The following is a 13,889-nucleotide window of genomic DNA, read 5'->3' on the forward strand; positions in this document are numbered from 1 at the left end:
AGGCCGCATGCAACTGGCGGATCTTCACCGTCCACTCCGCGGAGCGCGCCGCCCGCGGCCCCGGTGCTGCGTCCCGGCGGGCAGCCCTCGCGTAATATACCGATCGGGATACCGCCAGCAGCTCGGTCATCCTGGTGATGCTGTGGTGTGCCTTTTGCGCGTCGATCACCGCGAACCGTCGTTCCGGTTCGAGTTCTCCACCGCAAAGAAGGCTGCTGCTTTTTTTAAAAACGCCCGGTCCATCCGCAACTCGGCCACCTCACGGCGTAGCCGGGTCAACTCGGCCCGCCCGTCGGCATCAAGCACCTTAGGAGGATCATCCAACTTCGACCGCTCAACAGCCACCCACCGGCCCAGCAGGGCCTCTCCGACCCCGATCTCACGGGCGACTCCGGCGATCGTGCGACCGGTATCGATCACCAACCGCGCAGCCTCCGCACGGAACTTCGGGGTGCAACTCTTCCTCTTCGCACCCATGAGTGCATCCTCTCCAGCCGAGCAACGCCCAGCCGATCAGGACGTCCACAAAACGGGGGTAACCCCAGGTAGCGGCCTCACCGCGCTGGACTGATTCAGTCGACCGGTTGGGGTGCTTGCGGGGCATCTCGGCGCTGACCGGATTGGCGTTGAGTGTGGAGATCGGTGACTGGACCCGGTTCACCGGCGCCTCGATCGGCGCCTACGTCGGTTTGGTCCCCACCGAGTATTCCTCGGGGGCCTCTCGGGTGCAGGGGTCGATCACCAAAGCCGGCAACGCTCACGTGCGGCGATTGTTGATCGAGGCGGCCTGGCATCACCGCGCTGCTTACCGTCGTCCGGGCCCGACCATGCGCGCACGCTGGGCCAAGGTCGACCCCGCACTCAAGGCCCGAGGCCATGCCGGCAACCGGCGGCTGCACCAGCAATGGTGTCAGTTCAACGAACGCAACAAACCCCATGTAGTAGCCAACGTCGCCGTCGCCCGCCAACTCGCCGGGTGGTGCTGGTCGCTGGCCACGCTGAGATGAGCGTCGGTTAACCAAACTTGATCGGAGTCGGTCGGTCGACAGCGAGGTAGGCGAACTAGACCTGCGTAACAACTATGAGCAGCAACAGCATTCACGCAATACTGTTGCGACGCCCGTCCCTAGAGAGCAGCCACCGTTCGCGCCGAACCATCGTCTTGCGGTAACCAACCCGCGTATATCAGTCTGACACCACCGTCGTTGACCAACGAACGCCACCGCACCAACCGACCCCGATCAAACGAAAGCCGCCCCGGCAAAACCGGGGCGGCTTTCACCTGCCTCTTGACAAACAGTGCCCACATATCAGTTGATCAGCGGGTCCCGGGGCATGCCAAGGATCCGCTCGGCGATCTGATTACGGCTCACCTCCGAGGTGCCGCCGGCAATCGCCATGCCACGGGCGCCCATCACCATCCGGCCCGCCAGGGCACCGGGACCGTCCAGCAGGACGGTTTCCGGCCCGGCCAGTACCGTCGAGATGGCCGCGCCCTCGATCATGTGCTCGGCGAGCTTGAGCTTGGTGACGTTGCCCTCCGGCCCCGGACCCGCACCTTCCACGCTGCGCGCCGCGCGCCGCAGGTTCAGCACCCGCAACGCGTTCTCCTCGGCGAGGTAACGCCCCACCCGGACCACTATCCCGGCCACCCGGTCCGCCTGCTTCTGGGCCAACTTGACCAGCTCCGGGGCCAGCGCCTCGTAGAACATGCCGCTGCCGCCGATGCTGACCCGCTCGTTGCCCAGCGTCGCACGGGCGACCGTCCACCCCGAGTTGGGCGCCCCGACGACATCCTCGTCGGGTACGAACAGGTCGTTGAAGAACACCTCGTTGAATTCCGAACCGCCGGTGATCTGGCGCAGCGGACGCACCTCGACTTCGGGCGCCGACATGTCGATGATGACGGTGGTGATCCCGGCGTGCTTGGGTGCATCCGGGTCGGTGCGCACCGTGGCCAACCCGCGGGCACAGTGCTGGGCCCCACTGGTCCACACCTTCTGGCCGTTGATCTTCCAGCCGCCGTCGACCCGGGTGGCCCGGGTCTTGACCGAGGCCGCGTCGGAGCCGGCCTCGGGTTCGGAGAACAGCTGGCACCAGATCTCGTCCTTACGCAGTGCCTTCTCGACGAATCTTTCGATCTGCCACGGTGTTCCGTGCTGAACGAGGGTCAGGATGACCCAGCCGGTGATGCCGTAGTCGGGACGTTTGACACCGGCCGCACGGAACTCCTCGTCGATGACCAACTGCTCCACCGCATCGGCGGCCAACCCCCACGGCTTGGGCCAGTGCGGCATCACGTAGCCGGTCGCGATCAGCTTGTCGCGCTGCGCCTTCTTCTCCAATGCGGCGAATTCCGCTGCGTCGGAACGGATTCGACTGCGCAACTGTTCGGCCTCCGGCGGCAGGTCCAGGCTGTTGTCCCGGGCCACACCGGCTGCCGTCGCCTCGAAAACATCGCGCGCCGGCGCATCCCCACCCAGCAGTGCCGCGGTCACCAGGGCGCGGCGCAGGTGCAGATGCGCGTCGTGCTCCCAGGTGAAGCCGATACCCCCGTGCACCTGGATGTTGAGTTCGGCGTTGCGCTCGTAGGCGGGAAACGCCAGCGTCGCCGCCACCGCGGCGATCAGCCGGAATTGCGCTTCGTCCTCCGATTCCGCCCGGGCGGCGTCCCACACGGCGGCCAGCGCGGACTCCGCGGCCACCAGCATGTTCGCGCAATGGTGCTTCACCGCCTGGAAAGTGGCGATGGTACGCCCGAACTGCTTGCGCACCTTGGCATATTCGACCGCGGATTCCACACAGTCGGCCGCCCCTCCCACGGCCTCGGCGGCCAGCAGTGTCCGGGCCCGGGCCAGGGCCGACGCGGCGGCTCCGGGCAGGATGTCGTCGCTGCCCACGCTGACGTTCTCCAGCCGCACGCGCCCCGACCGCCGGGCCGGATCGAGATTCTCGGGCACCGAGACCGAGACACCGTCCCGGCCGCAGTCCAGCACCAGCACGTCCTCACCGGCGGTCAGCAGTAACAGACCGGCCAGTCCGGCGCCCAGCACGATCCCGGCGTCGCCGTTGGCGGCACCGTCGGAAACTTCTACGCTGCCGGACAAACCGACTCCGGCGGTGACGCTTCCGTCTATCAGTCCCGGCAACAACCGCGCCTTCTGCTCCGCGCCGGCGCCGTTGGCGATCACCGCCGAGGCGATCACCGTCGGCAGGAACGGCCCCGGCGCCACCGCCCGTCCGAGCTCTTCGACCACCACCACCAATTCGGGCAGGCCGAAGCCCGAACCGCCGTACTCCTCGTCGATGTGCAGCCCTAGCCAGCCCAGCTCGGCCAGGCGATGCCAGAACGGGGGCCGCTGCTCGGCGGGCGCGTCGAGCAGCTCCCGGGACGCGGCCCGCGCGTTTTCGGAGTTCAGGAACCCGCGGACCACCCCGGCGAGTTCACGGTGGTCGTCGGTCAGTGCGATCCCCATCGGGGCCTCCTCGCGGTACGGCAGGGCCCGCGCCGTCGCGGGTTCCCGGAATCGGTTAACGAGACTACTCAAGGCACACGCCGGCCTTCGCGCGGATTGTCAAGGTGGCCCGCCGCCTGAACGGTATGGCGGGCTGGAGCAGTTGGCGGGCTGGAGCAGTTGGCGGGCTGGAGCAGTTGGCGGGCTGGAGCAGTTGAGTTCATTCTGCGTCCAGGGTGCTGATGGTCGGCGTGTCGCAGCCGTGGACGCAGGATCAATATCGCCGCCCAGCACCCAGCGCCCAGCGCCCAGCGCCCCAGCGCCCCAGCGCCCCAGCGCCCCAGCGCCCCAGCGCCCCAGCGCCCCAGCGCCCCAGCGCCCCAGCGCCCTGAGCATTCACTCTGCGCCGGCGGCGCAAAAGTGCGAGTGGAGGGCGCCCTGGGCGCAGGGTCAACGGGGGTCGGGGTGGTTTCGCAGGCGGCGCAAAAGTGCGAGTGGAGGGCGCCCTGGGCGCAGGGTCAACGGGGGTGGCTGCGCCACTGGCGCAGGATCAACCGCCAAGGCTCGCGTCCAGCGGCCTGACACAACGCCACGGCCCGCACAAACAGATACCCCGGCGCGCACAGATGTCGCTTGCCCCACCGGTCTACCGGCCGGAACGGGTCGTCACACGGCCTTGGTCGTACCCACGTAGGACAGGACGACGTCGGATTCGTCGGTGACCCGGGTGAGCGTCGCGTAGGAGCGGATGAACGACTGGCCGACACATCCGTCGATCTTGATGTGGAAGTCGCTGATCATCACCCAGGGGTTGGCGCCTCGGAACTCCTTGCGGACGACCGGCACAACGACGACGAAGCCTGGTTTGAGGCCGACGCTCACCACGCCGTTGTACGGCGTCGTGACCAGCGGGAGCAGTTGGGCCCCCTCGATACCCGGCCCAATCGGCAATTGCGCCCCGAGCGACGGTGCGAAACCGCCGCTGTTGGACATCGTGACACCGTTGGCGGTGCTCATGTCGATGCCGCAGCCGATCTCGTAGCCGACTTCGATGACGCCTTCCGGGGAGTCCGGCCCCTTCAGGGAACCGCCGAATATTCCGCTGGACAGGTACTCGCGCGACGACACCGCGGTGGTCAGCGGCGCCACCGGAACCTGCCGTTCGTCTTTGGCGCCCAATGCCAGGGTCCAGCCGTCCGGTGTGGTGACCCGGGAAGGTTCACCGGCGGGCACGGCGCCATCGGCGACCGCAGCGACCGGCACCACGGGTTGTGCGGCCGGATCGGCATGCACCAGTGCCGCGGGCGTCACCCCTGCCAGACAGGCAGCGACAACCACGGCACGACGAGCAACCGTACGGAACGGCTTCACGAGGACAACGGTAGGCACCATCGCGACCCGGGTGAACCCTGTTTATCCAGTCATCGCCGAGTCGTTGTGCGTTCGTGGCTGGTTTGCGACGCGGGCAGCACCGCTGAATTCGCCGGCATCCACGCGCAACCGGGGTCCACAGGAGCACGCCCGCGGGGTAAACTTGGAGGCACCGAAGGCCGGCACACCGCAGGGAAGGCGAGCAATGAATCGGCTCCGAGTCGCCCGGACAACGCTCACCGCCGTGGTAGGGGGCGCGCTGGTCGGCGTCGCGCTGATGTTCGGCGGCACCGGTCTCGCACAAGCGGACCCCGACGACGGCGTACCGTCGATCGTCGACACCAGCGACATCTTCCAGATGTCTCCAGCGTTGACACTGAACCCACGCGACCGCGATGGCCCCTCGCACAGCTGGCCCGGCACTGGGAACTACTGCCAGAACCGCACCATCACCTGCAACGTCGGTGGCTTCTGACATCTTCCCGTATGACAATCAGTTACCTCGCCGAAACGGTCGGCGGTGTCGGCACGGCATTGCGCATCGCCGGGGCACTCGTGCTGCCCATCGTAGGTTTGGTCCTGCTGATCATCGGGTTGCGCAGCCGCTCCGCCTCCCGACGAGCCGCCCGGGATCCCCGGGCCGCGGGCTACCCGCCTCAGGGCTACCCGCCTGAGGGTTACCCACCGCCGGGTTATCCACCCGCCGCACCCGGCTACCCGCCCGGCGATCCTGCGGGCTATCCAACCGGCACGGCACCGCCACCCAAGGCCACCGGCGGCGGGACCGCGATGATCATCGCCGGCGCCGTACTGCTCGCCCTGGGAGCCGCCGGTGTCCTCGGCACCGCGGCCGTAATCGTCAGCACCCACTCCCGTCCGGCCGTCGGCGAGTGCTTCACCAACGACATCCTGGACAACTCCCGGTGGAAGCGCAGCAATTGCCAGAATCCCGAGGCGGTACTCGAATTCGCGGCGCTGGCCGACGCGAGCGGCAAATGCCCGGATCACCGGGTGAAGAGCAGCAGGTACCTGTCGATCGAACGCGACGGCACGCGGCGCTGTTTCATTCCCAATCTCTTCGTGGGCCATTGCTATATGGCCATCCGCAACGACGAGACCGTCCGCGAGGTGACGTGCGACACCACCGGCAAGGTCCTGCGCGTGGTCGCCCGGTTGGACGGCAAAGCCGACATGAACGCCTGCCCCGATGCCACCCACCCCGTCACATTCCCCAGACCCGTCCGAACCTACTGCACCGAACGGGTCGGAATAGTCTGAGACGCTCGACCATCCGTCTGCAGAAGGGGACGAGAATTGGCCTACCTGCTGTTGCTCGTCGCGATCTTCGCCGAAGTGGGGGCGACCAGCCTGCTCAAGGCCACCGAGGGCTTCACCCGGTTGTGGCCGACGGCGGTCTGCCTGCTCGGCTACGGCGTCTCGTTCGCCCTGCTGGCATTGTCGATCGCGCGGGGTATGCAGACCGACATCGCGTACGCCCTGTGGTCGGCCATCGGCACGGTGGCGATCGTGCTGATCGCGGTGACGTTCCTGGGTTCGACACTCTCGGCGGCCAAGGTGGTCGGTGTCGGGCTGATCGTCGCCGGCGTGGTCACGGTGAACCTCGGCGGCGCCCACTGACGGCTGGCGGCGCGCAGCCAACCGCCGGCGGCCGGCGGCCCGCAGCCACCGGCTAGCGGCTAGCGGCCACCGAGTTCGGCGATCTGCTCGGCGAGCGCGCGAATCCGCTGCGCCTCCCGCACGTGCAGGCTTTCAATCATCCGGCCATCCACGGTGATGACACTCCGGCCGGCGACCCGAGCCCGTTCATAGGCGGCGACGATCCTGACGGCATCGGCGACTTCGGTTTCCGACGGGCCGAACACGGCATTGGCCGGATCGATCTGCGACGGATGGATCAGGGTCTTCCCGTCGAAGCCCAGCTCGCGCCCCTGCCGGGCCTCCGCGTTGAACCCGGCGTCGTCGCCGATCGCGTTGAACACACCGTCCAGCACGGTTTTGCCGGCCGCCCGCGCACCCAGTACGGCCAGCGCCAGCGCGGGCACGACGGGTCCGCGGCCGGGCACGTGCAGCCCGTGCAGTTCGTTGATCAGATCGTTGGTCCCGACGACGAGCGCGGCAAGGCGATCGTCGGCCGAGGCGAGTTCCTCGATGTGTAGGAAAGCCTTCGGCGTCTCGACCATCGCCCACAGCCGCATCGGCTCCGGCGCACCCACCGCCGCCAATCCGGCGGCCAGCGCTCGCACCTGGGCGCCCGTCTCGACCTTGGGCACCAGGATCGCGTCGGCACCGGAATTCGCCGCCGCCGACAGGTCGTCGTCGTACCAGTCGGTGCCCAACCCGTTGATGCGCACCACCAGCTCGCGGTGACCGTATCCGCCGGATTCCACCGCTTCGCACACGCTGCGACGCGACTGCGCTTTCGCGTCCGGACCGACGGCGTCCTCGAGGTCGAAGATCAGCACGTCGGCCGGCAGGGTCCTGCCCTTCTCCAGCGCGCGGGCCTTGTCGCCGGGCAGGTAGAGAGCCGACCGGCGGGGACGCGGATTCAGCGCCATGGCGGGCTGGCCTTTCGGTCGGACTCCGAGTATTCGGACGGCAACATCGCGTTCGGCGCGACCGAACACCAGCCAGCGTATGCGGTACACGCGCCGCCGAGCTCACACGGTCCGGGCACCGATATCCGGTATGTTCTGGCCTATGACGGGTGGGCAATTCGACGCGATCATCGTCGGGGCTGGTCTCGGCGGCATCGGAGCCGGCATCCAGCTCAAGCGCCTGGGGCTGGATGACTTCGTGATCCTGGACCGCGAGAGCGACCTGGGCGGCACCTGGCACGTCAACCACTACCCCGGCCTCGCCGTCGACGTTCCCACGACCACCTATTCCTACTACTTCGAGCCGAACCCCAACTGGTCCCGGCTGTTCCCGTCCGGCACCGAGATCAAGCAGTACGCCCGCGACGTCGCCGACAAATACGGGGTACGCCGCCACATGCGATTCGGCACCACCGTCGAAGGCGCGCGGTGGGACGAGGACGCCCGCGTCTGGCGGGTGGCCCTGGCCGACGGGCAGACGATGTCCGGCCGGTACCTGATCACCGCGACCGGATTCCTGTCCCAGCCGCACACGCCGGATATCCCGGGCATCGGGGATTTCGCCGGCACGGTCATCCACACCGCCGACTGGGACGACGCCTACGACCCCGCCGGTCGCCGGATCGGGGTCATCGGGACCGGCGCCACCGCGGTGCAGCTCATCCCGGAACTGGCCAGGGATGCCTCGCACGTCACCGTCTTTCAGCGGACACCGATATTCGCGGTGCCCAAGATCGACTTCGAATTCTCCGCGCGCACCAAACGGCTGTTCGCCCGCGTCCCGATGACGCAACGGACTGTCCGGGCGATCACCGACGCGATCTACGAGTTCATGATCCTGGTGGGCATCGTGCATCACCGGTACTTCCGCCGGCTCAACATCGCCGCGGGTGACCTGTCCAAGATGTACCGGTTCGCCACGATCCGGGACAAGGAACTGCGCCGGCGGCTCACCCCGGACTACGAATTCGGCTGCAAGCGCCCGACGTTCTCCAACACCTACTATCAGGCGTTCACCAAACCCAATGTGACCCTACAGACCACCGGCATCGACCGGATCGAGCCGGACGCTGTGGTCGCCGACGACGGCAGCAGGTGCGCGATCGACACCTTGGTGCTGGCGACGGGTTACGACCTGTGGGAGTCCAACTTCCCCGCCTTCGAGATCCTCGGCCGCCAGGGACGCAACCTCGGAAAGTGGTGGCGCAGCCAGCGATTCCAGGCCTATCAGGGCATGACGATGCCCTGCTTCCCCAACATGTTGACGCTGTCGGGCCCGTACGGGTTCCTCGGGCTGAATTTCTTCAACAACATGGAATACCAGATGCGGCACATGGACCGCCTTTTCTCGGAGATGAAACGCCGGGGCGCAAGCACTTTCGAAGTCACCGAGGACGCCAACGCCCGCTACCTCGACCGGATGACCGAACTTCTGGGTGACTCGTTGTTCCGGCTCGGCGACTGCGCATCGGCGCGATCGTACTACTTCAACCCCAGCGGTGAGGCGACACTGCTGCGGCCGACGTCCACGCGGACCGCTCTTCGCGAGGCCTCGACATACCCGCTGAGCGACTACTGGCTCAGCTGAGCCGGCCCGGCGAGCCCGAGCCGGAATCCCCCAGAGCCGCGTACACCGGCCGCAGGACCTCGGCGAGGGGGCGTCCGCCCACCCTGAGCGTGTCCCCGGGCACGTCGGCGACGCGATCGAGCCACGCCACCGCCGGCATCACGCGCGGGCTTGGCGGCGGCAGGTCGCCTTGGCGCTCGAAGTAGGAGTCGATGCAGTCGGCGAGCGGCCGGCCCGCCGGTTCACCCCGGTCGGCTGCGGGGCTCCCCTGGGACCGGGCGGCCCGCAGATTCGCCAGTAGATCCTCCCGGTCTCGTCCGCGCCAGGCCAGGATCTCGAACGGGTCATCGTCGAACCGCTCCGCCAGCAGGTAGAACGCCGCGGCCAGATGCTTGCACGGGACAGCGAAATCGGGACAGGAGCAGTCCATCGACATCTCCCGCGTACTCGCCGGAAACAGCGACAACCCCAGCGTCTGGAACAGGTCCTCGATATCCGACGGCATCTCGGCTGCCAGCAGACTGGCTGCGTACCAGGCATTTCCGGCCAGCGCATCCTCCACCTGCGCCCACTGGCTCTTGTCGTAGGCGCCGATACCGATGCGGACCCGATAGGGCCGCGCTCGGCTGCCCTGAACTTCGGCGGTGACCAGGCCGGGGCCCACCTCCAGCGAGAGGACCTGTCCCCGGCGGGCATAGTTGCGACCGCGCTGCAGCCGGCTGCCCATGCCGATGTCCTGCAGCACTTCGATGAACCGCTGCGACCACCATGTCTGGGCGATCTTGCCGCGTGTGCTGCGTGCCTTGATTCCTCCGTCGACCGGACGCGGCCGTGACGGCGGCGGATACCAGCTACTCACCGACCGCCCCCGCCGAGAGTGCGAACAGCCTGTGTAGATCGCCGGTGGACAATTCGGTGAGCCAGCCCTCCCCGTCTCCGACCACAAGATTCGCCAGCGCCTTCTTCTCTTCGATCATGTCGTCGATCTTCTCTTCCAGGGTGCCGGTGCAGATGAACTTACGCACCTGCACGGTTCGCTTCTGACCGATGCGGAATGCCCGGTCGGTGGCCTGGTCCTCCACCGCCGGGTTCCACCAGCGGTCCAGGTGCACAACATGATTGGCTGCGGTCAGGTTGAGCCCGGTGCCGCCGGCCTTCAGTGACAGGAAGAAGATCGGCGGGCCGTCGCCGCCCTGGAAGCGGGCCACCAGTTCGTCGCGTCGCTTCTTCGGGGTGCCGCCGTGCAGGTAGGCCACCTCCCGGGCGAACCGCGCGGCCACGTGCGGCACCAGCATCTCGGCGAACTCGGTGAACTGGGTGAAACACAGCACGCGGTCGCCCTCGGCCAGGATCTCCTCCAGGATCTCTTCGAACCGGATGACCTTGCCCGACCTGGTCCCGATCGGCGACCGATCGTGCAGCAACTGGGCCGGATGGTTGCAGATCTGTTTGAGCTTGGCCATTGCGGCCAGCACATTGCCGCGCCGGGCGATACCGTCGCTGTTTTCGATCTTCTCCATCATCTCGTCGACAACCGATTGGTACAGCGACGCCTGCTCGGTGGTCAGCCGACAGTACTGCTTGATCTCGATCTTCTCCGGCAGGTCGTCGATGATCGTCGGGTCCGTTTTGAGCCGGCGCAGCACGTACGGGCGGGTGATCGTGCGCAGTCGCTCGGCCGGTTCGGTCTGGCCGTACCGCTCGACCGGGATCGAGTATCGGGTGCGGAACACCTCGGAGGTGCCGAGCAGACCCGGGTTGAGGAAGTCCATGATCGACCACAGCTCGGCGAGCCGATTCTCCACCGGGGTGCCGGTCAGGGCCACCCGGTTGGCCGCCTCCAGCCGGCGCACCGCCTTGGCGGCGCGGGACAGGCTGTTCTTCACCGCCTGCGCTTCGTCGAGCACCACCCGGTTCCATCGGATTCCGGCGAGTTCGTCGATGTCGCGCGTCGCGGTGCCGTAGGTGGTGACCACGATGTCGACGTCGTCCAGGTGTTCACCCAGCGCGTCACCGCGCAGCCGTCCGCCGCCGTGATGGGCGTAAACCCTCAGCGCCGGTACGAATTTCGCCGATTCGCGCTGCCAGTTACCGACCAGCGACATCGGGCACAGCAGCAGCGTCGGCCCGGTGTCGGGGTCGTCGTGACGCTGCGCGGATTCCAGCGCGAGCAACTGCACGGTCTTGCCCAGCCCCATATCGTCGGCCAGGCAGCTTCCCAGCCCAAGCGATGACAGGAACGCCAGCCAGGACAGCCCCCGCTGCTGGTAGGGGCGCAGCACCGCGGTGAATTCCGGCGGCGGCACCAGCGGCTGCAACGACTGCGCCGCCTGCCCGCTGAGCAGGTCGCCGAGCCAGCCGTCGGCGCGCACCGCGGTGATGTCCAGCGGCGCGTCGGCATCGCCGGGATGGCTGGCGGCCATGGCGAGGATCTCACCGGTGGTCGCCTGCCCGGCGGGATTCTTCGCCAGGAACTCCAGCCCCCGGCGAAGCTGGTCGGGGTCCACCGCCACCCATTGACCGCGCATCCGGATCAGCGGGGCCTTCGTCTCGGCGAGCGCGGCTATCTCGTCGTCGGTCAGAGTGTCGTCGCCGACCGCAAGTTCCCAGCGGAAGTCGATCAGCTGCTCGCAACCGAATCGCCCTGTGCCACTGACCACTCCGTCGACGGGGGTGGATGCCGACACGGCAAGGCCGAGTCTGCGGCGCCGGTCCCACCAGGACGGCAGCAGGACGCCGAACCCGGCCTCGTCGAGCAGCGGCGCCGCGGTGGACAGGAAATTGTAGGCGCCCTCGGCGTCCAGCCGGATTTCCGACGGACGCGCCGTTCGCAGGGCCGGCGCCAATTCGGGATAGACCCGCGCGGCGCGGCCCAGTTCGGCCAGCAGCAATTCCTGCGGCCGGTCCAGCCAGCGGCGCAGGGCGCCGTCTTCGTTCCAGGTCTGCTCCGCGGGCACCAGCAGGCTCGGATCCGCGTGCGACTGCAACAGGAACTCGACCCGCCACTCCGGCGGTTCGTCGTCGGCGTCTGCTGCGTCGGTGAAGCGGAACATCGCCCTGGCCGGGCCGGGCTGGGCAGCACCGATGTCATCCCAGGGCTCCAGTGCCGCGGCCAGCGCGTCGAGTTCTTGCGGGCCGGCATCGAAACGGCCATCCGGAGCGGTCAATGCTGTCAACCAAAGCTCCTGTACCGGAGCATATTTCGGACGGCGGCCGCGCCGCGGCGGGAGCAGGTCGAGCCCGGCCGGCAATTGCCTGCGGACTGTCGCGTCGATGAATGCCCCCAGCGCCGAGGTGACGAGCTCGTGTGCGTCCGAGCCATCCGGCCCGGCCCGGCAGACCGGCGGCATCGCGGCGATCAGCGCATTGAGGACCATGATGTCGGCACCCTGCACCACCGGACGCCAGCATGCGACCGGACCGTGTTCGTCGGTGGCCAGCGCCGGCAGGATCCGGCCGCGCTCCGCCAGATCCCGCGCGAAAGCCGCGACTTCGGCGAAATAGGTCACCGACGCGCCGTAGCGGACGTCGGGCGCGGGCGTATCCAGTGCGGCCAGTGCCGCCCCGGTCGGCAGCGCCACCACCGGAACCGTCCACGGCAGCAATACAGGGTCGGTGCGCGGCGCCGGACGCGGGGTGACCCGGAACAACTCCGGAGAATCCAGCGGCGACTTACGCAACGACGGCAGCAGCAGCACCGCGGTGCCCGGCTTGCCGGCGTGGATCGGCGCGATCGCATCGGCCGGAGCGGCGAACGGATGCGGGCGCGCACTGCGCACCGCGTCGCTGGGGCTGGTCACCGTGCGGTCGGCGTCCTCCGCCCACAGGCACAGCTCACCGGAAAGCGACCAGAACGCGTGTAGGACCAGCATTGTTGCGATATCCCCATCGACGACTGGCCATCAGGTTAGCGGGTGTCGGTGACGGATCGGGCCCGCATCCACCCGCCCAATGCCCGGTCGAGGGCATCGGGACCATGGTCGGCAACATTCGGTTGCGTCCAGCAGAGTGGTGTACGAGTCGGACCTGATCTGCGGTACCGGCGTGTCGTAGCCGAATGAATGAAGGTCATCGCGTGATTCTTCGAGAGACCCGAAAAAAGTCACTCGAGCAAAGGAACCAACGCGATGACCACCACCCACAATATCGACCTGCCCGCCGTGCTGGCTGAACGACTCACCACGGCCCATCCCGATGTGCTGCGTGAGCTGTTGGCCACGTTCATCCACACCTTGATGGGTGCTGAAGCCGACGCGCTGTGCGGTGCGGGATACGGCGAGCGCAGCGCTGAGCGCACCAACTCCCGCAACGGCTACCGGCATCGCCAATTCGATACTCGGGCAGGCAGTCTGGACCTGGCGATCCCCAAACTGCGGCAGGGGTCCTACTTCCCGGACTGGCTGCTGGAACGCCGTAAACGGGCCGAACGGGCGTTGACCACCGTGGTGGCCACCTGCTACCTGCTCGGGGTCTCCACCCGGCGGATGGACAAACTCGTCGAGACCCTGGGCATCACGTCGTTGTCGAAGTCGCAGGTGTCGGTGATGGCCACCGAACTCGACACCGCCGTGGAGGCCTTCCGCACTCGGCCCCTGGATGCCGGCCCCTACACGTTCGTCGCTGCCGACGCCCTGGTCCTGAAGGTCCGCGAAGGCGGCCGGGTGGCCAACGTGCACGCCCTGATCGCGGTCGGAGTCAACGCCGAGGGCTACCGCGAAATCCTCGGTATCGACGTCACCACGGCAGAGGACGGGGCCGGGTGGCTGACGTTCTGGCGGTCGCTGACCGCCCGCGGCCTGTCCGGGGTCAAGCTGGTCACCTCCGACGCGCACGCCGGACTGGTAGCCGCGATCGGCGCCACCCTGCCCGGCGCGGCCTGGC

Annotated in this window: 11 protein-coding genes and 1 pseudogene; 6 read left to right on the top strand and 6 right to left on the bottom strand. The window is 67.9% G+C overall.

Annotated elements, in window-relative coordinates:
* Positions 1-165 precede the first annotated feature (165 nt).
* Positions 166-477 (bottom strand): transposase, encoded by a 312-nt coding sequence (locus ACK5M9_RS11835; protein ID WP_416893363.1) that lies wholly within the window; start codon positions 475-477, stop codon positions 166-168.
* A 68-nt stretch (positions 478-545) separates the two neighbouring features.
* On the opposite strand from ACK5M9_RS11835, the pseudogene ACK5M9_RS11840 reads away from it, so the two are divergent.
* A pseudogene (locus ACK5M9_RS11840) lies at positions 546-1,007 on the top strand (transposase); the annotation flags it as partial.
* A gap of 303 nt (positions 1,008-1,310) precedes the next feature.
* Here ACK5M9_RS11840 and ACK5M9_RS11845 read toward each other — a convergent pair.
* Positions 1,311-3,476 (bottom strand): acyl-CoA dehydrogenase, encoded by a 2,166-nt coding sequence (locus tag ACK5M9_RS11845; protein WP_416893364.1) that lies wholly within the window; start codon positions 3,474-3,476, stop codon positions 1,311-1,313.
* A gap of 645 nt (positions 3,477-4,121) precedes the next feature.
* Positions 4,122-4,826, bottom strand: coding sequence for an MspA family porin (locus tag ACK5M9_RS11850; protein ID WP_416893365.1), 705 nt, complete (start codon positions 4,824-4,826; stop codon positions 4,122-4,124).
* Positions 4,827-5,031: 205 nt separating this feature from the next.
* Between ACK5M9_RS11850 and ACK5M9_RS11855 the strand changes: the two genes are divergently transcribed.
* From ACK5M9_RS11855 to ACK5M9_RS11865, 3 genes are read left to right on the top strand one after another with little or no spacing between them, the layout of a single operon-like run.
* Positions 5,032-5,301, top strand: a complete 270-nt coding sequence (locus ACK5M9_RS11855) for a hypothetical protein (protein ID WP_416893366.1) — start codon at positions 5,032-5,034, stop codon at positions 5,299-5,301.
* A gap of 11 nt (positions 5,302-5,312) precedes the next feature.
* The gene (locus tag ACK5M9_RS11860) at positions 5,313-6,104 is read left to right on the top strand and encodes a hypothetical protein (RefSeq protein ID WP_416893367.1); all 792 of its coding nucleotides are present in this window, start codon (positions 5,313-5,315) and stop codon (positions 6,102-6,104) included.
* A 36-nt stretch (positions 6,105-6,140) separates the two neighbouring features.
* Entirely contained in the window at positions 6,141-6,464 is a 324-nt protein-coding gene (locus tag ACK5M9_RS11865; RefSeq protein WP_416893368.1) for a DMT family transporter, read from the top strand.
* 59 nt (positions 6,465-6,523) lie between these two features.
* Here the strand turns inward: ACK5M9_RS11865 and ACK5M9_RS11870 are convergent, their stop codons facing one another.
* Complete coding sequence (locus tag ACK5M9_RS11870; RefSeq protein WP_416893369.1) at positions 6,524-7,402, bottom strand: HpcH/HpaI aldolase/citrate lyase family protein; 879 nt, start codon at positions 7,400-7,402, stop codon at positions 6,524-6,526.
* Positions 7,403-7,544: 142 nt separating this feature from the next.
* On the opposite strand from ACK5M9_RS11870, the gene ACK5M9_RS11875 reads away from it, so the two are divergent.
* Positions 7,545-9,029 carry a flavin-containing monooxygenase gene (locus ACK5M9_RS11875; RefSeq protein WP_416893370.1) on the top strand — a complete coding sequence of 495 codons (1,485 nt, stop codon included), beginning with the start codon at positions 7,545-7,547 and terminating at the stop codon, positions 9,027-9,029.
* On the opposite strand, the gene ACK5M9_RS11880 is transcribed toward ACK5M9_RS11875, so the two are convergent.
* Together ACK5M9_RS11880 and ACK5M9_RS11885 are read right to left on the bottom strand one after the other, a co-directional pair.
* On the bottom strand, positions 9,022-9,867 hold the full coding sequence (locus tag ACK5M9_RS11880; RefSeq protein WP_416893371.1) for an SWIM zinc finger family protein: 846 nt from the start codon (positions 9,865-9,867) through the stop codon (positions 9,022-9,024). The two genes, ACK5M9_RS11875 and ACK5M9_RS11880, sit on opposite strands and share 8 nt — an antisense overlap.
* Positions 9,860-12,880, bottom strand: a complete 3,021-nt coding sequence (locus ACK5M9_RS11885) for an SNF2-related protein (protein WP_416893372.1) — start codon at positions 12,878-12,880, stop codon at positions 9,860-9,862. The genes ACK5M9_RS11880 and ACK5M9_RS11885 overlap by 8 nt, the downstream gene beginning before the upstream one ends.
* A 255-nt stretch (positions 12,881-13,135) precedes the next feature.
* Between ACK5M9_RS11885 and ACK5M9_RS11890 the strand changes: the two genes are divergently transcribed.
* Positions 13,136-13,889, top strand: a 754-nt coding sequence (locus ACK5M9_RS11890) for an IS256 family transposase (RefSeq protein ID WP_416893373.1), incomplete at its 3' end; no start/stop codon positions are given.

Source organism: Mycobacterium sp., from assembly GCF_047975165.1.
Taxonomy (GTDB): Bacteria; Actinomycetota; Actinomycetes; order Mycobacteriales; family Mycobacteriaceae; genus Mycobacterium.